Genomic DNA, 22,296 nt, shown 5'->3' with positions numbered 1-22,296 from the left:
GGGCTCACACTCCAGCGGTCGTGGTCGTGGTCGTGGTCGTGGTCCTGGTCGTGGTGTCCGCGGCGAGGTCGCCCTCGGGACGCTCGGGGTCCGCGGCAAGGCTGTTCATGGCGTGCGCGGGGTCCGCGGCCAGGTTGTTCTCGGGGTGCGCGGGGTCGATGCCCGCCGCGCGGAAGGCCCGTACGACGTGGCCGGCGAGGCCGTCGGTCCCGTCGGCCCCGTCGGTCCCTTCCAGGGCGTGGTCGACGAGCGCGGTGGCCAACGCGAAGCTGCGGTGCTGCCCGAAGCTCATGCCGTCGTGTCCGGGGCGCGGGTCCCTCGGGTCCCACGCGGCGGCGACGCCGGGGGCGAGCCGGGCGGTGAAGAGCGAGGTGTCGGCGCCCAGCCCCGGCAGGTCCCGGACGGCGGCCACCACGGCCCGTTCCGCCGGTGCGTGGTCGCCGTGCAGATAGACGACGACGCTGTCGCGGCGCGGGTAGTCGTCCTCGTCGGACAGGACCTTGGCGTGGTAGCGCGCCCCCGCCCTCTCCAGCGCGGCCAGCGCGGCGGCCCACAGCGCGACGGCCCCGTCCGCGTCGCGGGCGTGCAGGAAGAGGCGGCGGACCGGGCCCGCGGGCGACGGCAGGGCCCGCGACCCCATGACGTAGAAGAAGCCGGGCGAGAGAGCGGGCCGCGCCGCCTCCAGCGCGACCTCGACCAGCTCGCCGGGGGCGGGCGTGCCGGGGGTGACGAGCCGGTCGGCGCCGAGCCGGGCGGTGATCTCCGGCAGCCGTACGACCAGTTCGCCGCCGTCCGTGACCTCGACCAGCCGCCCCGTGACCGGGGTCCTGGCGTGCGGCACGGCCTCGGTGAGGCGGCGCTCCAGCGCGGCGTCGCGCAGCGACCGGCGGGGCGGGGCGTCCGCGTCCCGGCGGTGCGCTCCGTTTCCGGCGTGGAACTCCTCGTACAGCGCGTTGGTGAGCCGGCCGCGCAGGTCGCGCGGGCTGTCGGCGGTCAGCTTCCGCTCGGCGACCTCCGCCGCGAGACCGTCGGCCCGTACGGAGACGAGGCCGAGCGCGGCGGTGAGACGCGGGGCCGGGGACGGCCCGGCGGAGAGGGGCAGCGGACGGTCGGGGATCATCGGGGGCTCCGAGACGTGGCGGCGGTGCGGCGGGGTGCGGCGGGGGCGGTCAGACGGAGGGTGGGGACGGCCCCGGCCGGATTCAGCAGCAGGGTCCGTCCGATCCCGGCGGCGGCGCGCGCGACCGGGTTGAGGACGGCGTGCGCCTGCGCGGTGGCGATGAGCCGGTCGAACAGGTGCCATCCCGCGAACCCGACGGCCCTCTCCGCCAGCTCCGGGTCCGGGGTCCGGCAGCCGGTGTACCCCTCCCAGAAGGCCGCGACACGGGGAAGGTGGCGGCGCAGCCCGGCAGTGCCGCGTTCGACGATCTCCTGGTGGGTGAGGTCGAACCCGAGCGCGACGGTGTCCCCGGCGGCGGCCTCGCCGGTCGGCGCGAAGACGGAGTAGGTGGCCTGGAAGAGCCACTCGCCGACGAACGCTCCGACGTCCCGGGCCGGATCGGCCCACCTGAACTCCTCCCAGTCGCAGAGGTAGAGCGAGCCCCCGTGGACGATGAACTGGTCGAAACGCAGATCGCAGTGGGCCGGGGTGTGCGGCGCCGTACGTTCCCGCTCCCGCAGCCGGTGGAGCGCGGCGACGACCTCGGTGTCGTCCTGGACCAGCTTCCAGGCGGCGATCTGCGCCATGCTGCGGTCCTGGACCTCGCTCCACGGGAACGCCCGCAGCCAGCGCGTCGGCGGCAGGGGCGCCTCACCCGTGTCGATCACCACCTCTGCCGCGCCGCCGGACGGGTCGGCCGGCCCGGGCACGCCGACGGGCTCGGCCTGCCCCGTGCTCGCCGGGCCGCCCGCCGGCTCCATGGCGTGCAGGGTGGCGACGGCTCGCCCCGCCTCCCGGCACAGCTCCGCGTCGAAGTCGCCGTCCAGCGCGACCTCCGAGCCCGAGCGGGCCCCGGGCAGCAGCCGGAACGCGCTGACGGCGGCGGCCCGGTCGGTCCCGAGGTGTTCGGGCGTACGCAGCGGCGAGCCGGCCGGGAGCCGTGCGGCCGACGCCTCGAAGGCGAGCGCGCGGTCGATCTCGGGACGGCTGCCGTCGGGGGACCGGGCGACCGTCTTGACGAAGACCTGCTGACCGCCGGTCGTCGTCCCGGCCCAGTTGTCGTTGCGGCCGCCGAAGGCGGTCAGCCCGTCCGGCGCGAAGGGGCCGAGGCCCAGCCGTTCCAGCAGCGCGTTCACCTCCGGCGCGGCGTCGAGGCCGGTCGGCCGGTAGCGGATCAGCGCGGGCGCTTCGTTCGTCGTGGTCGTCATGACACTCCTCGGGGGACCGCCCGGCGGCCCTCCTCATCGATCAACTCGGCGGTGAAGGCGAGGTAGTCCAGCAATTCGTCGCTCCACTCGCAGTACGTGGCGAAGTCCCGCATGTGCGTGACGACGCGGAGCACGGCGCAGCGCCCCACGGTCGCGGGGTCGTACACCGGACCTCCGCCGCCGGTGCGGTCGCGGCTGTCGCCGTCGCCGCTGCCGTCGCCGGTGCGGTCGCCGCTGTCGCCGTCGCCACTGCCGTCGCCCCTGACGTCGCCCCCCGCGCCCTCGCCGTACACGCCCAGGAACACCTGCTGGAGGACGGCCGCGGACGGCAGCCCCGCGCCCTCCTCCTCCGGGGCCCCGGCACCGTCGTGCGCGACGCGGTAGAGCGGCGACGACCACGCCAGCTCGACGAGGTCGCCGAGCATCCAGCCCAGGTCCAGCTCCCGCCGCCCGGTGCCGAGGTCCTGGCCGGTCAGCAGCGCCACCCGGCCGCGGCTCCTCGGCGGCACGAGCGCACCGGTCGAGGCCCAGCCGTGGAGCAGCACGGCCGACGCCCCGGTGCCCGTGGGCCGTTCGGCGTCGTCCGCCCAGTCGAGCAGCCGCGCCGTGCGGGCGCCGCCCCACACCTCCAGCGCATGGCGCCGGAGCCGTTCCGCGGCGGGGACGAGCGGAACCGTCCCGCCCGCCCACTCCCGCAGCCGCCGCAGGCCCGGCGGCGGGGCCGGCTCCAGGCCCTGCGGCAGGGGGAGGCCGTGCAGGGCCCGCAGGGCGCGGGCGGCGGCGGTGAGGGAGTGGGCGACGAGCCGCCCGGCCTGCGGGCGGGGGTCCCGCAGCCAGGCGGCGGCCGAGACGGAACCGGCGGCCCGGTGGAGCAGCCCGGTTCCGTGCGGCTGCCCGGTGGACAGCAGTGCGGCCCCCGCGCCGGCTTCCCGGCCGGGCACGAGCGGGGCCAGTTCGCGGGGTGCGCGCAGCGGACCGGCGTGACGGTGCCCCGGGCCGTGCCACCACAGGAAGCCGCCCTCGTCCTGGCCCTCGTACACACGGGTGACCTGGAGGCCCGTACGGTGCTCCGCCACGAGGACAGCCGCTCCGGCCAGGGGGTCCGTTTCGGCCAAGGGGTCCGTCCCGGTCACGCCGCCCGCTCCCGGTCCAGGCCCCCGGCGTCCCCGGCCGCGTCGGGGCAGCCCGGCCCCGGACCCGGACCCGGCCCGGTCCCGGTCCCAGCCCCGTCGCCGCGCGCGTCACCCGGAGCGCCGCCGCCCCCGCTCTCCTGCCGGCTCTTCTTCCGGCGCGCGACGCAGAGGTCGTACAGCTCGTTCAGCGGGGCGGAGCCACCGTCCGCCACCTCACCCGTGCGCGCGCTCCGCGCGGGGATCGTCGGCGCGAGCACCACACCGGGCCGCTCCCGCAGCACCGCCAGGTGTTCCCGGACGACCGGGCTGCCGAGCGCACCGGGCGGGAGCGACGGCGCGACGCCCACCAGCGCCCGGGTGGTGTGCAGCGCGACCATCAGCGGTGTGTCGGCGACACCGAGGGCGTACCGGCCGACGAAATTCAGTGTGGCGGGATGGACCAGAATCAGGTCCGCCCATTCCGCGAGATCGACATGCGGCACGTCGACGCCGGAGAACGCGTTCCAGTCGTCGATGAATACCTCTTTCCCGGAGAGCACGGCCACCGCGTCCCGCGAGACGAACCGGCACGCGGAACGGGTCAGTGCCACTCTCTTCTCCACCTCGGGAAAGGAATTCCCGAGCCAGTTGATCCAGAACGGCAGGAAGGCGACGCCGAGGGCTCCCGTCCCCACGACGAGAACGCGCTCGAAGTCCCGTTGCTGTTCCTCCACGACGCCTCCTGTGCGCGTTGGGGCCGGGGTCCGGCCGGAGCGTGCGCTCCGGCCGGGCCCCGCGGCTCACTCCGAAGAGAGCCTGGTCAGCACTTGTTCTCGACGGTCTTCGCGGCCAGCGAGCCGAGAGCGGCGGCGCACTGCTGCGAGGAACGCGCACTGATGATCGTGGCGCGGATCGCCCACGGGATGGTGGGGCTGAAGGCCGGCGCGGCGTCCTTGCCGTCGTGCAGGCCCAGCTCCTCGGCGGAGGTGTAGGCGGTGTAACCGTCGAACAGGTCCTGCTCGGTGACGTTCTGCATCAGTTTTCTCTCCATGAAAGGGAATTGACGACCGATCATCTCGGCGATGCCCGGCGTCCGTTGCGGACAGGAAGAACAATGGACCGCGACGCCGGGCCCGCGCCATTGACTCTTGCGGCATTGCCGCAAGCGACAGTTCCCCCGCACACGAAGGAGGGGATAGAACTACGAGGGTGAACCCACCTGACGCAGAACAGCCTCCGGCAGAGCGGCCCGCGCTGCGGGCGCTGCTCTCGTACGCGCGTCCGCACCGCGGCGTCCTCCTCACCGTTCTGGCACTGACCCTCCTGGGCAGCGCCGCCGGTCTCGCCCAGCCGCTGGTCATCCAGTCGGTCCTGGCGAAGCTCATGACGGGTGAGGGACTGCGCGACGACCTCCTCCTGCTCTTCGGCCTGCTGGTCGCCTCCATCGGGCTGACCTGGGTACAGGCCTGGCTCAGCGAACGGACCGCCGAGCGGGTCGTGCTCCAGGTCCGCCGCGGCCTCATAGCGCGCCTCATACGCCTGCGCACCGCGGAGTTGGACCGCGTCGAACCGGGTGGCCTGACGACCCGCGTCACGTCCGACAGCACGCTCGTCCAGCACGCGGCCACGGGCGGTCTCATCCAGCTCGTGGACGGATCGATCCATCTCCTGGCCACGATCGTGCTGATGGGCATCGTCAGCCTGCCGCTGCTCGGCATCACCTCCGCCGTGCTGGTGGTCGTGGGCATCGCGATGGGCGTCGTCATGCCCCGCATCAAGCGGGTGACCACCGAGGCGCAGACCTCCGTCGGCGAGATCGGCGCCGCACTCGACCGGTCGCTAGGAGCGGCCCGGACCGTGAAGGCCAACGGCGCCGAGGCGAAGGAGACCGAGCGGGCGACCGACGCCGCCGAACGCGCCTACCGGGCCGGTCTCAAGGGTGCCCGTTACCACGCGCTGATCGCCGTGCTCGCCGGGCTGATCGTCCAGGCGTCCTTCCTCGCCGTCATCGGCTTCGGCGGCGCGCTGGTCGCCATGGGCACCCTCGAACTGGCCGCGCTGATCGGCTTCCTGCTCTACCTGTTCAACCTGGGCGGCCCGGTCCTCTCGCTCGTCGGCGGGACCACGGCCCTCCAGCAGGGGCTCGGCGCCCTGGCCAGGATCGAGGAGGTACGGTCCATGGCGGCGGAGGACGACGTGGACGGTACGCCGCCGGTGCCGTCCGGCCCGCCGCCCCGGGTCACGGTCGACGGCCTGACCTTCGCCTACGAGGGGCGCACCCCCGTCCTGGACGACACCAGCTTCGTCGCACCGGCGGGGAAGGTCACCGCGATCGTCGGCCCGTCCGGCAGCGGCAAGACGACGGTGTTCTCCCTGATCCAGCGGTTCTACGACAGCGAGACCGGCCGCATCCTGCTGGACGGCACCGACATCCGCACCCTCGGCCGGGCCGAACTCCGCCGCCGCATCGCGTACGTCGAGCAGGACTCGCCGATGCTGGCCGGCACGCTCCGGGAGAACCTCCTCTACTCCGCGCCCGACGCGAGCGACGAGGCCGTCGCCGACGTGCTCCGCAGGACCCTGCTCGACGACTTCGTCTCCTCGCTCCCGGCCGGACTCGACACGGCTGTCGGCTCCCGCGGCCTGGCGCTCTCCGGCGGCGAGCGTCAACGGCTGGCTATCGCACGGGCGTTGCTGCGCCGCCCTCAGGTCCTTCTCCTGGACGAGGTCACCGCTCATCTCGACGGACTCAGCGAGACGGCGCTGCGCAGGACGGTGGAGGAGGCGGCGCGTGACTGCACGGTGCTGCTCATCGCCCACCGGCTCTCGACGGTCACCTCGGCGGACCGACTGGTCCTGTTCGAGAACGGCCGGGTCAGCGATCACGGACGGCACGAGGAGCTGCTGGAGCGCAGCGCCCTCTACCAGGACCTCACCGCGACGCAGTTGACCCCCGCCGGCTCGGCCGGACCGCACTGAGCACGAGCCTCTCGGGCCACTGCCGCGCCCTGCGAAAATTCCGTGCGCGGCTTCCGGCGGAACGAACATCCGCACGCCGAACACCTCCTCACCGAACACCCCCCTCAGCACGACCGAAGGGTTCAAGGATCCAGATGACCGACACCACTCCCCTGCCTCTGCCCGCCGCGACGGAGGACGACCACTACGGCGAGATCGCCGTCGAACTTCTCGGCGAACAGCGGGAGAAGCTCGTCGTGAGCGGCGAGCGGATTCCCACGATCACCATCGTCCGCGCGCCCGAGGCCGAGGTCGACGACCACATCGTCATCGGCACCCGGGACCCCCGGCACCTCACGATCACCGTGGACGGCGAGCCGGCGACGATCACGCCCGCCAAGGGCAGGCTGCGGAGGCAGTCCTACCGGGTCGACGTCAGCTGCGCGGGCACCCGCTTCCGGCTCGTCCCGGACTCGATCCCCGGCAGCCGGCTGACCCGGGACGGGAAGCACCTCGGGGACTTCTCGTCGGACGGCGACCGCCGGGTGATCGCCGAGTGGCGGGAGGACGCCGGGACCATCGAACCGCTCGACGCGGCCATCGGCTACGCGCTGTCCGCGGCGTTCGGCACCGGCGGCCAGCCGATGTGGATGATGCTGGTCGACGCGGTCAGCACCGCCCTGCCCGGCTGAGGACACGGCCGGCGGCCCGGCCGCTTACGGGGCCGGGCCCGGACACGGCCGGCGGACCGGCCGCTTCCGGGGCCGGGCCGTTCACGGTTTCCCGGGCCCGGCCCGTTCACGGTTTCCCGGGCCCGGCCCGGGCCGGGCCCCGGGGCGGCCCCGTTCACGGCTTCCCGGCCGACGCCGGGCACACGAGAAGTCCCCTGCGGGAAGCGATACCTCCCGCAGGGGACTTCGGCCGTCGTGCTCCGCCCGGAGGCCGGGCACCGGAGAAGGTCAGGTCACGGACGCAGCCCCCTGATGTCCTCCGCGTACAGGTTCGACACGATCGCGGCCTCGAACCTGGACTTCAGATTCAGCTTCCGCACGATGCTCGACGTGTGCGCCCGGACCGTCCGTTCCGTGATGCCGAGCCTCCGGGCGAGCCAGCGGTTCTGCTCTCCGCCGGCCAGCAGCGCGAGCACCTCGCGCTCGCGTTCCGTGAGCGTGGTGAAATCCAGTACCTGTCGGTCCATCATCGTCGTCACAGCAGCCCCCTAGTTGTGATCATCCACTGTTATCCGTCTGTTGTCCGCTGTTGTCCGTCTGCTGTCCGCTGTTCTCCATCTGCTGTCTGCTGTCCGCCCCGCGTCCGTTCCTCGACCGACCGACCGGGACTGCCTGCACCTTTACCCTTCGATTACCCTTTCCCTCATCAGTTCGACGGCTGCGTGGCATCTGACCCATGCCCCAGCCATCAGTTCGACGGGCGCCCGGCATCTGACCCATGCAGGCGCGCCGGCAGTTGTTGTGCGGCACGCGGGGGGCGGCGGCAGTGAACGACGGAAGTCTGTCGATACTCGGTATCGACGCGACGGAGGAACGCGTCTATCGGTACTTCCTGCGCAATCCAGGGACCAGCACCGAGGACATCGACATCCTCCTCCACCGCCCGCGTGAGGAGGTGGAGAAGGCCCTCGCCCGGCTCGACGAGCTGTGCCTCCTGCGGACCGACGAACACGGCGGGGCGACGGCGACCGACCCGGAGACCGCGATCGAGCGGCTCACGGAGATACGGCTGCGCGAGCTGCACGAACAGCTCCACCAGGTCACCAGGTCCCGGCATCTGGTGGCCGACCTGACGGCCGAACAACAGGCCCGCCCCCTCGCCGGACAGGGCGTGGAGCGGCTCGAAGTCCTGCGGCACATCCGCGACCGGATCGACGACCTGGCCTTCTTCGCCCGGCAGGAGATCCTCTCCGTCGAGCCGTACACCGCCCTCACCCCCGAGAACATCGCGCACGCGCGCCCGCTCGACACCCGGTGCCTGCGCCGCGGCGTGCGGATCCGCAGCGTGGTGCTGCGGGAGGCGCTCGACCACCCGCCCACCGTCGCCTACCTCCGTGAGCTCAGGGCCCAGGGCGCGTCGATCCGGGCCGCGGACGACCTGTCCGAGCGCATCCTCGTCTACGACCGCCGGACGGCCCTGGTGCCCGTGGACCCGGCCGACACGTCGAGCGGCGCACTGGTCACCCAGCAAGCCGGCCTGGTCTCCAACATCCTGGCCCTGTTCGAGAAGATCTGGACCGAGGCCACGGACCTCGCCGCCCTCATCGACACCGGCCCCGCGCCGACAGGCGTGCTCTCGGAGATGGAGCAGCGTGTCATGGAGGAGATGTGCCGGGTCGCGAAGGACGAGACGGGCGCCCGGAACCTGGACATCTCGGTACGGACGTACCGCCGTCACGTCGCCGACGTCCTCCGCATCCTGGACGCGACCAGCCGCCCGCACGCGGCCCTGCTGGCCCGCGAGCGAGGCTGGATCTGAGGCCCGGCACACGGAAAAGTACGGGACCGTCGGTCCGGAGGCCGCTCTACAGGGCCTGCCGTCCCTCCAGCGTCCACCCCTCCAGCGTCCGGCCCCTCAACGCCTCGGCGCAGCGTTCCCGCACCTCCTGCCCCCCGCCGCCCCGGACCAGGACCGTGATCCGGTCCTCCTCGATGCGCTGGGCGCACTCCCAGTGCGCGGGCAGCATCCCGAGGAGCCGGAGCACCGCGGTCCCGGCGGGCGCGGCGTGCGCGGCGACCCGGACCACCACGACCTCGACGGGGTCGTCTACTGCCAGCCGTTGACGCACGTGGCCTTGCCCCTGCCCGGTCCGTGCGCCTTCGGCAGCGGTACGCCGCAGAGAAGCCCGGAGACCGCGGCGCTCCCGTCCGCCGCCGCTTGCGAGATCGCACCGGTCAGCGTGGCCGACCCGCCGTGCGGGGACACACCCCCCGACCCCGCACCGGCGTGGGCCGGGATCGCGGCCGCCCCGACGACCAGCCCCAGGATCATTCCCCCGGTACCGACCATCCTCCCGGTGAACGCGCAGACGCCCATGTGTTCCTCCCCGTACGTCATGTGTCCTGCCGGCTTCCCTCGCCGACGCCCATAAGCTTGCCAGTGACACGTGCCCATGACAGGGGTGATCACTGTCAACTTGCTGCATATGCCGGGCTACTTGGTGCCAACCGTATTCCGCCGGAACGCTCCGGAGGTTTTCGGCCACCTGAGCCTGCCCGGCGACCAGACGGCGCGGGGGCACACGACGACGGGGCCGGGAGAGCGTCATCCGCTCTCCCGGCCCCATGACTCACAGGGTCCGGCCGACTCACGTCAGCCGCGTCCGTCAGCCGCGTCCGTCAGCCGTGTCCGTCAGCCGTGTCCGTCAGTCCGTCGGCCGCTTCAGTCCGTCGGCCGCTTCGGCTTAGGCCGCCAGACCACCAGCGCGCTGGTCTGCTGCACGTCCTGGTACGGCACGAGGTCCCGGCGGTACGAGGCGTGCACCTGGGCCTCGCGCTGCTGGAGGGCGACCGCCGCGCCGTCGACCGCCGCCGAGAGCTCGGCGACGCGCTGCTGGAGGGCCGCGACCTGGTTCTCCAGCTCGATGATCCGCTTGATGCCCGCGAGGTTGATGCCCTCGTCCTGCGACAGCTGCTGCACGGTGCGCAGCAGCTCGATGTCGCGGGCCGAGTAGCGCCGGCCGCGCCCGGCCGTACGGTCCGGGGAGACCAGGCCGAGACGGTCGTACTGGCGCAGTGTCTGCGGGTGCAGGCCCGAGAGCTGGGCCGCGATCGAGATCACGTACACCGGTGTCTCATCGGTCAGCTGGTACGGATTGCGTCGACGGCCGTCCATCTCAAGCTCCCTTCGCAGCCTGGAACAGTTCCGCCCGCGGGTCCTCGTCCGCGGTCGCCTTCCGGTAGGCCTCCAGGGCGTCCCTGGCCTCCTGGCCCAGCTCCCTGGGGACCGCGACCTCCACGGTGACCAACAGGTCGCCGCGGGTGCCGTCCTTGCGCACCGCGCCCTTGCCCCGGGCGCGCATCGTACGCCCGTTGGGGGTGCCGGCGGGAAGCTTAAGGGTGACCGGGGGGCCGCCGAGGGTGGGGACCTTCACCTCGCCGCCGAGCGTCGCCTCCGGATAGGTGACGGGCACGGTGACCGTGAGGTTGTCGCCCTTGCGGCCGAAGACCGGGTGGGCGTCGACGTGGACGACGACGTACAGATCACCGGCCGGACCGCCGCGTTCGCCCGCGCCGCCCTTGCCGCGCAGCCGGATCCGCTGGCCGTCGGAGACGCCCGCCGGGATCCTCACCTGCATGGTGTGCGCCGACTTCGCCCGGCCGCTTCCCTTGCAGACGTCGCAGGGGTCCTGGGCGATGAGGCCCCGGCCCTTGCAGTCCACACAGGGGTCGGTGAGCGAGAAGCCGCCGCCGCTGCCGCGCGAGACCTGGCCGGTGCCGACGCAGGTCGGGCAGACCCTGGGGGTGCCGTTCTTGTCGCCGGTGCCGGAGCACGCCTTGCAGGGCGCCTGGCTGGACATCCGCAGCGGGACCGTGGCCCCGTCGACCGCCTCGGTGAAGCTGAGCGTCACCTCGGACTCGATGTCCTGGCCGCGCTTGGGCTGGACACGGGTGCCCGTGCCGCCGCGGTTGAACAGCCCGCCGAAGACGTCGCCGAGACCGCCCCCGCCGCCGAAGCCGCCGCCCGCGCCGCCCTGTCCGCCGCCGCCCGGGGCGCCGCCTCCGAAGAGGTCGCCCAGGTCGAAGTTGAAGTTGCCGCCGGCACCACCGGGGCCGGGGCGGAAGCCGCCGTTGCCGAAGAGGGCGCGCGCCTCGTCGTACTCCTTGCGCTTCTTGGGGTCACCGAGGACGTCGTTCGCCTCGGAGATCTCCTTGAACCGCTCCTCCGCCTTGGCGTCGCTCTTGTTGGCGTCCGGGTGGAACTCGCGGGCGAGCTTCCGGTACGCCTTCTTGACCTCGGCGTCGGTGGCGTCCTTGGGGACGCCGAGGACCTTGTAGTAGTCCTTCTCGACGAAGTCCTTCGTGCTCATCGACGTCCCTCCTTCCGGACGATCGGCCGAGCGGCCGGCCCGTGGGCCGGCCGCCGGGCCGGTCGGTGGGCACCGTGGTGGTCAGACGCGTTGCCGTCAGACCTCCTCGGTGCCACCGCTCTCCTCGTCGTCTGTCTTCTCTTCCTTGGCCGCGGCGGGCGTGGCGCCCGGCTGCGGCTCGGCGACGGCCACCCGCGCGGGGCGGATGGTGCGCTCGCCGATGCGATACCCCGGCTGCAGGATCGCCACGCAGGTCGTCTCGGTGACGTCCGGCGCGTAGCTGTGCATCAGGGCCTCGTGGATCGTCGGGTCGAAGGGCTCGCCCTCCTTGCCGAACTGCTGAAGGCCCAGCTTCGCGACGGTGGTCTCCAGCGATTCGGCCACCGACTTGAAGCCGCCGACGAGCTCGCCGTGTTCCCGCGCGCGGCCGACGTCGTCGAGGACGGGCAGGAGCTCGGACAGGAGGTTCGCGACAGCGATCTCCTTGACCGTGACCCGGTCCCGCTCGACGCGGCGGCGGTAGTTCTGGTACTCGGCCTGGAGCCGCTGGAGGTCCGCGGTGCGCTCACCGAGCGCGGTGCGTGCCTGGTCCAGCTCTGCGGTCAGACCGACGGTCGGGTCGAGGTCCCCGGCCGGGGCTGCCGCCTCCTCCTCGGAGGAGGCGGCAGCCTTCGGCTCGGCGTCATCAGGGGTGGCGCCGGAGGGGACGTCGGGCTTCTCCTCGAAGCCCGGGGTCTCCTCGGTCACGCCGCACCGCCCTTGGTGTCCTTCTCGTCGTCCACGATCTCGGCGTCGACGACATCGTCGTCGGCCTTGGCCTGACCGTCGCCCGGGGCGTCGGCGCCCGGGGTCGCGCCCTCGGCCTGCGCGTTGGCGTACATCGCCTGGCCCAGCTTCTGGGAGACGGCCGCGACCTTCTCGGTGGCCGTGCGGATCTCGGCGGAGTCCTCGCCCTTGAGCTTCTCCTTCAGCTCGCCGACGGCGGTCTCCACCTCCGTCTTCACGTCAGCCGGGACCTTGTCCTCATTGTCCTTGAGGAACTTCTCCGTCTGGTAGACGAGCTGCTCGCCCTGGTTGCGCGACTCGGCGGCCTCGCGGCGGGCGTGGTCCTCCTCCGCGTACTTCTCGGCCTCTTCGCGCATCCGGTTGACCTCGTCCTTCGGCAGCGAGGAGCCGCCGGTGACGGTCATCTTCTGCTCCTTGCCGGTGCCGAGGTCCTTGGCGGCGACGTGCATGATGCCGTTGGCGTCGATGTCGAAGGCGACCTCGATCTGCGGGACGCCGCGCGGGGCCGGCGGCAGACCGGTCAGCTCGAACATCCCGAGCTTCTTGTTGTACGCCGCGATCTCGCGCTCGCCCTGGTAGACCTGGATCTGCACGGACGGCTGGTTGTCCTCGGCCGTCGTGAAGATCTCGGAACGCTTGGTCGGGATCGTGGTGTTGCGCTCGATGAGCTTGGTCATGATCCCTCCCTTGGTCTCGATGCCGAGGGAGAGCGGGGTGACGTCGAGGAGCAGGACGTCCTTGACCTCGCCCTTGAGGACACCGGCCTGGAGCGAGGCGCCGATGGCGACGACCTCGTCCGGGTTCACACCCTTGTTGGCGTCCTGGCCGCCGGTCAGCTCCTTGACGAGCTCGGCGACGGCGGGCATACGGGTGGAGCCACCGACGAGAACGACGTGGTCGATCTCGGAGAGCTGGATGCCCGCGTCCTTGATGACGTTGTGGAACGGGGTCTTGCAGCGGTCCAGGAGATCCGAGGTCAGCTGCTGGAACTGCGAGCGCGTGAGCTTCTCGTCCAGGTGCAGCGGGCCCTCGGCGGAGGCCGTGATGTAGGGCAGGTTGATCGTGGTCTCGGTCGAGGACGAGAGCTCGATCTTCGCCTTCTCCGCGGCCTCGCGGAGACGCTGGAGAGCCATCTTGTCCTTGGACAGGTCCACGCCGTGCCCGTTGGCGAACTGCTTCACCAGGTAGTCGACGACGCGCTGGTCCCAGTCGTCACCACCGAGGTGGTTGTCACCGTTGGTGGCCTTCACCTCGACGACGCCGTCGCCGATCTCCAGGAGGGACACGTCGAAGGTGCCGCCACCGAGGTCGAAGACGAGGATCGTCTGGTCGTCCTTGTCGAGGCCGTACGCCAGCGCGGCGGCGGTCGGCTCGTTGACGATGCGCAGGACGTTCAGGCCCGCGATCTCGCCGGCCTCCTTCGTCGCCTGACGCTCGGAGTCGTTGAAGTACGCCGGGACGGTGATGACCGCGTCGGTCACCTTCTCGCCCAGGTAGGACTCGGCGTCGCGCTTCAGCTTCTGCAGGATGAAGGCGCTCATCTGCTGCGGGTTGAAGCTCTTGCCGTCCAGGTCGATCTTCCAGTCAGTGCCCATGTGGCGCTTGACGGAGCGGATGGTCCTGTCGACGTTGGTGACCGCCTGGCGCTTCGCGACCTCGCCGACGAGCACCTCGCCGTTCTTGGCGAAGGCGACGACGGACGGCGTGGTCCTGGCGCCTTCGGCGTTGGTGATGACGGTGGGCTCGCCGCCTTCGAGAACGCTGACGACGGAGTTAGTCGTGCCCAGGTCGATGCCGACCGCACGTGCCATTTCAATTCCTCCAACTGACTACTTGAGTGGATCTGACTCAAGAATGCATGACGCCCACGCCGGAGTCAACAGACCTGAGTCTCTTACGCTCAACTTAAGTGCTCACATAGAGCACACCCAGGGCACGTCCGCCCTCCGCCCGCCCCCTCAGCCACCCCACGACCGCACCCGCGCACGCCACACCCCGCGCGCACCACCCGCCCCACCGTCTCACCGTGGGATCGTTCTGTCACAAATTGCCGTGAGACGGATGCAAACGTCACCAACCGGCAGATTTCACCGTGGATCGTCACACCATCGAACCTCGAACCCCGGGCGGGCGCGATGCAGAACGCGAGGAAGCCGCGCGTACGGCGGAAGAACCAGAGAAGCCAGAGAAGCGAGAAGAGCCAGCAGAGCCGGAGCCGGAAGAGCCAGCAAGGCAACCAGGCCCAGCAGGTCGAGCAGACCCGGCAGGCCGAGCAGGACCAGCAGGCCCGGCAGGCCGAGCAGGACCAGCAGGTCGAGCAACGGCGACAGCCGCTCCCCCTCCCCACCCAGCCCCACGCGCCCCCACACCCGCGCCCGTCCCCGCACCGGCCAGTGACGGGGACGGCCAGGGGCCAGTTCCCCTCGCCCCCCGTGGCGCATCTGGCCGGCCTCGCCGACCGGGCCGGGCGGCTCGCGGACCGCTTCCTCCCGCGCACACCCGCCGAACGCGTCCTGGACCTGACCCTCGGCACCGCCCTGCTGGTCCTGACCGCCCCCGCCGTCGCCGTGGCGGCCCTCGCCCTGAGCGTGCGGCGCGCCCCGGGCGGCGCCTGGGACCGCCGGCCCCGGACCGGCCTGGGCGGCCGGGTCTTCGAGCTGCGGACCCTGCGCACCCGGAGGCTCCGGCTGGACCTGCTCTCCCGCCTGCCCCACGTCGTACGCGGCGACCTCTCCCTGGTCGGCCCCGCACCACTGGCCCCGGGCGACCCACGGGCCACCAGATCCGGCGCCCGGCAGTGGCGACAGGAGCTGCGACCGGGACTGACCGGTCTCGCGCAGGTGCGCGCCCGCTCCGGCATGCCGTGGGACGACCCCGCTCTGCTGGACCAGCACTACGCAGAGCACCATGGAGTGGTGCTCGACCTGGCGATCCTCGCCGAAGCCGCACGCGGACCCCTGCGGACGCGGCTCCGGAAGGCCCGTCGGACCAAGGCACACCTGAGCGACGCAGATCACCGACGACCCGGCTACAGCACGGTGGAATAAGTGGATAGTGTCAGCACAGACTAATTAAGTTACTGCTTAGTAGTAGTGGGCAGTAGTAACTGGACCCCGCTCTCGCAGGCCCGAGGAGCCCCGAAATGCAACTCGCCGCGATCATTGTGTCGCTGGTGCTGACGGTCGTCGGCGTTGCGCTCATCACCCGAGCCGTCGCGCAGATCTACCGCTTCGTCCGTCTCGGACAGCCGGTACCCGCAGGCAGCCGCACCGACGACCCCAAGCAGCGGACGATCACCCTGGTCAAGGAGTTCCTCGGCCACACCCGGATGAACCGGTGGGGAATCGTCGGCTTCGCCCACTGGTTCGTCGCCATCGGCTTCCTGACGCTGCCGCCGACGCTGCTCCAGGCGTACGGACAGCTCTTCCAGGCGGACTGGGTGCTGCCGATCATCGGCGGCTGGCTGCCGTTCGAGATGTACATCGAGTTCATCGGCCTGATGACGGTCGTCGGCATCGTGGCCCTGATGGCGATCCGGCTGCTGAACCTGCCCTCCCGGGCCGGCCGCAAGTCGCGCTTCGCGGGCTCGAAGGCCTGGCAGGCGTACTTCGTCGAGTACATCATCCTGATCATCGGCCTCGCGATCCTGGTGCTGCGCGGCCTAGAGGGCGCGATCCACCACGTCGAGAGCTACGACGCCGCGTACTTCGTGTCGTACCCGCTGGTCCTCGCCTTCGAGGGGCTGAGCCTCGGCACGCTCCAGACGCTCATCTACTTCACCGCGATGATCAAGATCGGCACCTCGCTGATCTGGATGATCACGGTCTCGCTCAACACCAACATGGGTGTCGCCTGGCACCGCTTCCTCGGCTTCCCGAACATCTGGTTCAAGCGGAACGCCGACGGCGACGTCGCGCTCGGCGCGCTCCAGCCGATGACGTCGGGCGGCAAGGAGATCGACTGGGAGGACCCGGCCGAGGACGCGGTCTTCGGCGTCTCCCAGGTCGAGCAGTTCTCCTGGAAGGGCATCCTCGACTTCTCCACCTGCACCGAGTGCGGCCGCTGCCAGTCCCAGTGCCCCGCGTGGAACACCGGCAAGCCCCTCTCCCCCAAGCTCCTGATCATGTCGCTGCGCGACCACGCGCACGCCAAGGCCCCCTACCTCCTGGCCGGCGGCGGCAAGGACATGGAGGGCAACGAGAAGGCCACCGAGGAGCAGCTCAAGGACGTTCCCGCCGCCGCCCTCGCCGAGGCCGAGCGCCCCCTCATCGGCACCGCCGAGGAGAACGGCGTCATCGACCCGGACGTCCTGTGGTCCTGCACCACCTGCGGCGCCTGCGTCGAGCAGTGCCCGGTCGACATCGAGCACATCGACCACATCGTCGACATGCGCCGCTACCAGGTGATGATCGAGTCCGCGTTCCCGTCCGAGGCGGGCACGATGCTCAAGAACCTGGAGAAGAAGGGCAACCCCTGGGGGCTGGCCAAGAAGGCGCGCGTCGAGTGGACCAAGGAGGTCGACTTCGAGGTCCCGATCGTCGGGAAGGACGTCGAGGACCTCACCGAGGTCGACTACCTGTACTGGGTCGGCTGCGCGGGCGCCCTGGAGGACCGGGCCAAGAAGACGACGAAGGCCTTCGCGGAGCTGCTGCACATCGCGGGCGTCAAGTTCGCGATCATGGGCGGCGACGAGAAGTGCACCGGTGACTCCGCCCGCCGCCTGGGCAACGAGCCGCTGTTCCAGCAGCTCGGCCAGGAGAACGTGGCCATGCTGAACATGGCGTTTGGCGAGGACTCCGCCGAAGGCGAGGAAGGTGACACGACGACGAAGAAGCCCAAGTCGTCGAAGAAGATCGTCGCGACCTGCCCGCACTGCTTCAACACGATCGCGAACGAGTACCCGCAGCTCGGCGGCGAGTACGAGGTCATCCACCACACGCAGCTGCTCCAGCACCTCATCGACGAGGGCAAGCTGATCCCGGTGACCCCCGTCGAGGGCCTGATCACGTACCACGACCCGTGCTACCTGGGCCGTCACAACAAGATCTACACCCCGCCGCGCGAGATCATCGCGAAGGTCCCGGGGCTGCGGAACGAGGAGATGCACCGCCACAAGGAGCGCGGCTTCTGCTGCGGCGCCGGTGGCGCCAGGATGTGGATGGAGGAGCGGATCGGCAAGCGCGTCAACAACGAGCGCGTCGAGGAAGCCCTCGCCCTCAACCCGGACATCGTCTCCACCGCCTGCCCGTTCTGCCTCGTCATGCTGACCGACTCGGTCAACGGCAAGAAGAACGACGGCCAGGCCAAGGAGTCCATCCAGGTCGTGGACGTCTCGCAGCTCCTCCTGGAGTCCGTGAAGACCCCGGCCGATCCGGCCGGCGAGTCGGAGCAGGTGGACGCGCCGGAGCCCGAACCTGCACAGTGACGTAACGCGTCGACGCGATGAGCGGCCGGACCTGCCTCGGGGGCAGGACCGGCCGCTTCTTCGTGGGGCACGGCGGCCCCGCCCGCCGGACGTGACGACCGCCGCAGGCGAACTGTGAACTCGGACATGTACGCGACGACGTATCCGGAGCATCATGTGCCCCGGAGCCGCCCGGTAACGGATCGGGGACCGCGCGCCGGCCGAAGACGGACAGCGAACACCGAAGACGGACAACGAACGCCCAAGGCGGACAGCGGACAGCGGCAGCGGACAGCGGCGGCGGGCAGCAGCACACGACGGACAACGAACACCGAACGAGCGACGAACGAGGCCCCGTGCGCCCACGCATCACGCACCCGAAGCCAGCGGTCACCACCAGGGCGACGGCCGCCCTCGCCGCGGGCTGCGCCGGTCTGCTGCTCGCCCTCACCGGCTGCGGGAGCCCTTCGGCCGCCGACGCACCCCCGTCCGCCGGCACCGGGGCCAAGAACGGCGACACCCCGCCGAAGGCACAGTCCAGGACCAGGGCGGGCACGGCGCGCATCCCCGTACCGCACGGCACCGGCAGCCGAGTCCCGTACGACTTCAACGGCGACGGCCACCGCGACCTGGTCATCGACGACCTGGTGAAGGCCCCCGAGGACAGCCACGGCGACGACGCGGGCATCGGCGTCGTCTACGGCTCCGCCGACCGCCCCCTGGACCCGGCCGCCCGGCAACTGCTGAGCGCCCGGGCGAACGCGGCGAAGTCCGGCGACACCCTGCCCGCCGCGTTCGACGCCGAGTCGGCCTGCGACCTGGACCGGGACGGCTACACCGACCTGATCGTCTCCACCGACCCCCCGTACAACGGCATCGGCGCCCCGCCCGTCCCCCTCCAGATCCTCTTCGGCTCCCCGCAGGGCCTGACGGGCAAGGCGGTCACGGTACGCATCCCGCAGCAGGCTCGGTCCGGCGACCAGTGGCCCGAGCAGCCGGTCTGCGGCGACTTCGACGGCGACGGCAAGGCCGACCTCGCGGTCACCGCCGGCGCCGGCCAGGTCACCTTCCTGCACGGCCCCTTCACCCGCACCGGGGCCCCGCGCAGCGCGGAACTGCTCCCCGACGGCGGCCCGTACCTCTACGCCCCCGAGCCCAGGCCCGACACCGACGGGGACGGCTACGACGACCTCGTCGCCGCCGCCCGCCCGCACGCCCCCGGCCAGGCGGCCAGGGGCACCCTGCTGCTCGGCTCCGCGAAGGGCCCGGCCCGGCCGGGCGGCGCCTACGCGTTCCGGGCGGAGGAACTCCCCGGCGCGCCGCTGAACGCGACGGGCACCACCCGCACCACCCTCCTGGACCACGGCGACTACAACGCCGACAAGAAGCAGGACACGGTGGTGCGGACGTACCGGGGCGAGCACCAGGACCTGATCGCCCTCTACCCGGCGGGTAACACGGACAGGCCGGTCCTCACCTTCTCCACGGCGCTGTTCCTCCCCTGAACTCCCCCTGAGCTCCCCCTCCCCGGGCCCGGGGTACGGCCCCCAGGGGCCCCTAGGGGATGTCACAGCTCGGCCGCAAAGGCGGACGTGTTCCCCCGGCCCCCACCCCCCGCCCCCGGGGACCAGGTACGTTCGACGGGTGGCTGGATTCAGGATCGGACGCGGCCGGGACAACCGCACCCCGCAACAACCGCAGCAGCAGCGGCAGCAGCCGTACGGAGGGCAGGCACCACAGCCGCCGTACGGTGCTCAGCCGTGGCCGACGGCAGGAGCCCCCGGCAACGGCGGAGCGCCACCGCCGTACGGCCCGCCGCAAGGCGCCCCGTACAACGCGGCCGGCGGCTACGCGGGCCCCGGGCCGGGCGGACACGGCGGACAGGCCGGACACGGCCGGGGCCCCCACGGCCACGGCGGACACGGCGAGCCGGAGTACTTCGGCGACCCGTACGCGGACCCCGCGCCCCATGACCCGTACGCCAACAACCCGGGTCACACGCAGGCGTTCCGCGTCGACGAGGACCCGTACAACGGCGGCAACACCTACCAGGCCGGCTCCGCCCCCGTCCCGCCGCCGGGCCCGCGCCTGCGCTGGAAGGAACTGCTGACCGGCATCGTGGCGCGCCCGGGGCCGACGTTCTGGCAGATGCGGGACTACCCGGTCTGGGGCCCGGCGCTGGTCGTCACGTTCGTCTACGGCCTGCTGGCGCTGTTCGGCTTCGACCAGGCGCGCGAAGAAGCGATCAACGCGACGATCTCGACGGCCATCCCGTACGTCCTGTTCACCGGCGTCGGCTTCGTCATCGGCGGCCTGGTCCTCGGCGCGGTGACCCACACCCTGGCCCGCCAGCTCGGCGGCACGGGCTCGTGGCAGCCGACGGTGGGCCTGTCGATGCTGATCATGTCGATGACCGACGCCCCGCGCCTCATCTTCGCCCTCTTCCTGGGCGGCGAGAACTCCCTGGTCCAGATCGTGGGCTGGCTGACCTGGCTGGCGGCCGGGGCGCTGTTCACGTCGATGGTCAGCAAGTCGCACGACCTGCCGTGGCCGAAGGCGCTGGGGGCATCGGCGATCCAGCTGATCGCGCTGCTGTCGATCATCAAGCTGGGCACGATCTAGTAGGCCTCGTCACGCACGAGAAGGCCCCCGGAGCGGCGCAGGACGCACACGCACTCGGGGGCCTTCTCCGTAAACGGATACACAGGCCTGTATGACCACCGGCCCACCTACCCACCGGCCCACCGGGGGGACCCTAGGGGGGCCTACGCGTCGAGAACCTGCCCGTCCCGCCGCACGACGGGCTTCTCCACGCTCCAGGGGAAGTTGATCCACTGATCGGTCTTCTTCCACACGTACTCGCACTTCACGAGGGAGTGGGACTTCTCGTAGATGACGGCGCTGCGCACCTCGGCGACATGGTCGACGCAGAAGTCATGGACGAGCTTGAGCGTCTTGCCCGTATCGGCGACATCATCCGCGATCAGGACCTTCTTCTTCGAGAAGTCGATCGCGTTGGGCACGGGCGCCAGCATGACGGGCATGTCCAGAGTGGTGCCCACCCCCGTGTAGAACTCGACGTTGACCAGATGGATGTTCTTGCAGTCGAGCGCGTAGGCGAGCCCACCGGCGACGAAGACGCCGCCCCGAGCGATGCTGAGGACGACGTCGGGCTCGTACCCGTCGTCGGCGACGGCCTGCGCCAACTCGCGCACGGCGCGCCCGAAGCCCTCGTAGGTCAGGTTCTCCCGCACATCACTAGCCATGGTTGATCACACCTGGGTCCGATGGAAGTTCTGGAACGACCGCGAGGCCGTCGGCCCCCGCTGCCCCTGGTACCGCGACTCGTACCGCTCGGAGCCGTACGGGAACTCGGAGGACGAGGTCAGCTTGAACAGGCAGAGCTGCCCGATCTTCATGCCCGGCCAGAGCTTTATCGGCAGGGTCGCGAGATTCGACAGCTCCAGGGTCACGTGCCCGGAGAACCCGGGGTCGATGAACCCGGCCGTCGAGTGCGTCACCAGCCCGAGCCGCCCGAGCGAACTCTTGCCCTCCAGCCGCGAGGCCAGATCGTCGGGGAGCGAGATCACCTCGTACGTGGACGCCAGCACGAACTCCCCGGGGTGCAGGATGAACGCCTCGTCGCCCTCCGGCTCGACCGTACGGGTCAGATCGGGCTGCTCGACGGCCGGATCGATGTGCGGGTACCGGTGGTTCTCGAACACCCGGAAGTAGCGGTCCAGCCGCACGTCGATGCTCGACGGCTGCACCATCGAAGGGTCGTACGGATCAATACGGACTCGGCCGGTGTCGATCTCGGCCCGGATGTCCTTGTCTGAGAGAAGCACGTCCCGAGGATACGCAGAACGCGCGAGCCCGCCCCAACCGGACCACCCGCGCGCCTGCAGAACACCACCGCCCCGCTACCTACGCGCCCCCGCGCGCCCGCCGCCACAGCTGCCGACCACGACACACGTGCCCACAACGGCTACCGCCACCACTTCCCGAGCCGGCTGTCCCGCGACTACTGCCACCGCCACGTGCTACCCGCCACGACCTACCGCCGCTTACTCCCCCGCTGTCACTACCGTTACTGAACCCCTGCGCCCTACCACTTCTCCAACGCCACCGGCACGGCCTGCCGCAACCGGGCACACCGAGGACAGCGGATCAACCGCCCGGGCCCGATCCGGCCGGCCCCGAGCTGCTGCAGCGGGAACGACGAGGTAGTGAAAACATGCCCTTCGGCACAGCGGACGACGGTGCGCTCCATCGGATCCATCAAGTCCCTTCCCCAACCACATATGGACGAGAAAGCCACATTAGGGGATGAACGGGACGCCACTCCACACGGCACTCCGACCACCCACGCTACGCCCCCAACTCCCGCCCATCACACCCGCGTCCACACTCCCTCCCCCACCGGACACACAACATGGAGGCCCCACGGCTCATCCGCCGAGGGCCTGGCATGGGGTAGAGTGTGGAACGATGCAGCGCCGGTGATCGGCACGCTTCGCGGGTGTAGTTTAATGGTAGAACATGAGCTTCCCAAGCTCAGAGCGCGAGTTCGATTCTCGTCACCCGCTCCACGACTAAGGCCCAGGTCATCGACCCGGGCCTTGTTT

22 protein-coding genes and 1 tRNA gene are annotated in these 22,296 nt (G+C 71.2%); 8 read left to right on the top strand and 15 right to left on the bottom strand.

Going from position 1 to position 22,296, the window contains the following annotated elements; genetic code table 11:
- Positions 1 to 4: 4 nt before the first annotated feature.
- From D581_RS01000000137955 to lxmA, 5 genes are all read right to left on the bottom strand, one after another.
- Positions 5 to 1,120 carry a T3SS effector HopA1 family protein gene (locus D581_RS01000000137955; RefSeq protein ID WP_018960901.1) on the bottom strand — a complete coding sequence of 372 codons (1,116 nt, stop codon included), beginning with the start codon at positions 1,118 to 1,120 and terminating at the stop codon, positions 5 to 7.
- Positions 1,117 to 2,367 (bottom strand): phosphotransferase, encoded by a 1,251-nt coding sequence (locus D581_RS0130395; RefSeq protein WP_018960900.1) that lies wholly within the window; start codon positions 2,365 to 2,367, stop codon positions 1,117 to 1,119. The genes D581_RS01000000137955 and D581_RS0130395 overlap by 4 nt, the downstream gene beginning before the upstream one ends.
- Positions 2,364 to 3,500, bottom strand: coding sequence for a hypothetical protein (locus D581_RS0130390; RefSeq protein ID WP_018960899.1), 1,137 nt, complete (start codon positions 3,498 to 3,500; stop codon positions 2,364 to 2,366). Before D581_RS0130390 ends, D581_RS0130395 begins: the two co-directional genes overlap by 4 nt.
- Positions 3,497 to 4,213: a flavoprotein gene (locus tag D581_RS0130385; protein ID WP_018960898.1), complete on the bottom strand. Its 717-nt coding sequence runs from the start codon at positions 4,211 to 4,213 to the stop codon at positions 3,497 to 3,499. Before D581_RS0130385 ends, D581_RS0130390 begins: the two co-directional genes overlap by 4 nt.
- A gap of 86 nt (positions 4,214 to 4,299) precedes the next feature.
- Positions 4,300 to 4,515, bottom strand: coding sequence for a lexapeptide family class V lantibiotic (lxmA, locus tag D581_RS0130380; RefSeq protein WP_018960897.1), 216 nt, complete (start codon positions 4,513 to 4,515; stop codon positions 4,300 to 4,302).
- Positions 4,516 to 4,688: 173 nt separating this feature from the next.
- On the opposite strand from lxmA, the gene D581_RS0130375 reads away from it, so the two are divergent.
- Together D581_RS0130375 and D581_RS0130370 are read left to right on the top strand one after the other, a co-directional pair.
- Positions 4,689 to 6,458 (top strand): ABC transporter ATP-binding protein, encoded by a 1,770-nt coding sequence (locus D581_RS0130375; RefSeq protein ID WP_018960896.1) that lies wholly within the window; start codon positions 4,689 to 4,691, stop codon positions 6,456 to 6,458.
- A 134-nt stretch (positions 6,459 to 6,592) separates the two neighbouring features.
- Complete coding sequence (locus D581_RS0130370; RefSeq protein ID WP_018960895.1) at positions 6,593 to 7,129, top strand: hypothetical protein; 537 nt, start codon at positions 6,593 to 6,595, stop codon at positions 7,127 to 7,129.
- 272 nt (positions 7,130 to 7,401) lie between these two features.
- Here D581_RS0130370 and D581_RS0130365 read toward each other — a convergent pair whose 3' ends face one another.
- Positions 7,402 to 7,638 (bottom strand): helix-turn-helix domain-containing protein, encoded by a 237-nt coding sequence (locus tag D581_RS0130365; RefSeq protein WP_051114662.1) that lies wholly within the window; start codon positions 7,636 to 7,638, stop codon positions 7,402 to 7,404.
- A 296-nt stretch (positions 7,639 to 7,934) separates the two neighbouring features.
- Between D581_RS0130365 and D581_RS0130360 the strand changes: the two genes are divergently transcribed.
- Positions 7,935 to 8,927, top strand: coding sequence for a hypothetical protein (locus tag D581_RS0130360; RefSeq protein WP_018960893.1), 993 nt, complete (start codon positions 7,935 to 7,937; stop codon positions 8,925 to 8,927).
- Positions 8,928 to 8,973: 46 nt separating this feature from the next.
- Here D581_RS0130360 and D581_RS0130355 read toward each other — a convergent pair whose 3' ends face one another.
- The 7 genes from D581_RS0130355 to D581_RS1000000141750 all read right to left on the bottom strand — a co-directional run bounded on the left by D581_RS0130355 (position 8,974) and on the right by D581_RS1000000141750 (position 14,585).
- The gene (locus D581_RS0130355) at positions 8,974 to 9,237 is read right to left on the bottom strand and encodes a hypothetical protein (protein WP_020679256.1); all 264 of its coding nucleotides are present in this window, start codon (positions 9,235 to 9,237) and stop codon (positions 8,974 to 8,976) included.
- Positions 9,216 to 9,506 carry a hypothetical protein gene (locus D581_RS0130350; protein ID WP_018960891.1) on the bottom strand — a complete coding sequence of 97 codons (291 nt, stop codon included), beginning with the start codon at positions 9,504 to 9,506 and terminating at the stop codon, positions 9,216 to 9,218. Before D581_RS0130350 ends, D581_RS0130355 begins: the two co-directional genes overlap by 22 nt.
- Positions 9,507 to 9,830: 324 nt before the next feature.
- Positions 9,831 to 10,283 carry a heat shock protein transcriptional repressor HspR gene (locus tag D581_RS0130345; RefSeq protein WP_018960890.1) on the bottom strand — a complete coding sequence of 151 codons (453 nt, stop codon included), beginning with the start codon at positions 10,281 to 10,283 and terminating at the stop codon, positions 9,831 to 9,833.
- A 1-nt stretch (position 10,284) separates the two neighbouring features.
- Positions 10,285 to 11,478, bottom strand: a complete 1,194-nt coding sequence (dnaJ, locus tag D581_RS0130340; protein ID WP_018960889.1) for a molecular chaperone DnaJ — start codon at positions 11,476 to 11,478, stop codon at positions 10,285 to 10,287.
- 96 nt (positions 11,479 to 11,574) lie between these two features.
- On the bottom strand, positions 11,575 to 12,225 hold the full coding sequence (grpE, locus tag D581_RS0130335; RefSeq protein ID WP_018960888.1) for a nucleotide exchange factor GrpE: 651 nt from the start codon (positions 12,223 to 12,225) through the stop codon (positions 11,575 to 11,577).
- Positions 12,222 to 14,075 carry a molecular chaperone DnaK gene (dnaK, locus tag D581_RS0130330; protein ID WP_018960887.1) on the bottom strand — a complete coding sequence of 618 codons (1,854 nt, stop codon included), beginning with the start codon at positions 14,073 to 14,075 and terminating at the stop codon, positions 12,222 to 12,224. The genes grpE and dnaK overlap by 4 nt, the downstream gene beginning before the upstream one ends.
- 276 nt (positions 14,076 to 14,351) lie before the next feature.
- The gene (locus D581_RS1000000141750) at positions 14,352 to 14,585 is read right to left on the bottom strand and encodes a hypothetical protein (RefSeq protein WP_199787853.1); all 234 of its coding nucleotides are present in this window, start codon (positions 14,583 to 14,585) and stop codon (positions 14,352 to 14,354) included.
- A gap of 111 nt (positions 14,586 to 14,696) precedes the next feature.
- Here D581_RS1000000141750 and D581_RS01000000137945 point away from each other — a divergent pair, with 111 nt between their 5' ends.
- The 4 genes from D581_RS01000000137945 (at position 14,697) to D581_RS0130310 (ending at position 20,290) form a co-directional block, all read left to right on the top strand.
- Positions 14,697 to 15,311, top strand: a complete 615-nt coding sequence (locus D581_RS01000000137945) for a sugar transferase (RefSeq protein ID WP_018960885.1) — start codon at positions 14,697 to 14,699, stop codon at positions 15,309 to 15,311.
- Between the two features lie 95 nt (positions 15,312 to 15,406).
- Positions 15,407 to 17,689, top strand: coding sequence for a (Fe-S)-binding protein (locus D581_RS0130320; protein ID WP_018960884.1), 2,283 nt, complete (start codon positions 15,407 to 15,409; stop codon positions 17,687 to 17,689).
- A gap of 335 nt (positions 17,690 to 18,024) precedes the next feature.
- Positions 18,025 to 19,173 carry an FG-GAP repeat domain-containing protein gene (locus tag D581_RS0130315; RefSeq protein ID WP_018960883.1) on the top strand — a complete coding sequence of 383 codons (1,149 nt, stop codon included), beginning with the start codon at positions 18,025 to 18,027 and terminating at the stop codon, positions 19,171 to 19,173.
- 139 nt (positions 19,174 to 19,312) lie between these two features.
- Entirely contained in the window at positions 19,313 to 20,290 is a 978-nt protein-coding gene (locus D581_RS0130310) for a Yip1 family protein (RefSeq protein WP_018960882.1), read from the top strand.
- Positions 20,291 to 20,433: 143 nt separating this feature from the next.
- On the opposite strand, the gene D581_RS0130305 is transcribed toward D581_RS0130310, so the two are convergent.
- Both D581_RS0130305 and dcd read right to left on the bottom strand, forming a co-directional pair.
- Positions 20,434 to 20,934 (bottom strand): phosphoribosyltransferase, encoded by a 501-nt coding sequence (locus D581_RS0130305; RefSeq protein WP_026291049.1) that lies wholly within the window; start codon positions 20,932 to 20,934, stop codon positions 20,434 to 20,436.
- Between the two features lie 6 nt (positions 20,935 to 20,940).
- Complete coding sequence (dcd, locus tag D581_RS0130300) at positions 20,941 to 21,516, bottom strand: dCTP deaminase (RefSeq protein ID WP_007452873.1); 576 nt, start codon at positions 21,514 to 21,516, stop codon at positions 20,941 to 20,943.
- A gap of 670 nt (positions 21,517 to 22,186) precedes the next feature.
- On the opposite strand from dcd, the gene D581_RS0130290 reads away from it, so the two are divergent.
- Positions 22,187 to 22,260: transfer RNA gene (locus D581_RS0130290), tRNA-Gly, on the top strand.
- The last annotated feature ends 36 nt before the right edge of the window (positions 22,261 to 22,296 follow it).

The organism is Streptomyces sp. CNB091 (assembly GCF_000377965.1).
This window is presented reverse-complemented; position numbering and strand designations above follow the sequence as displayed.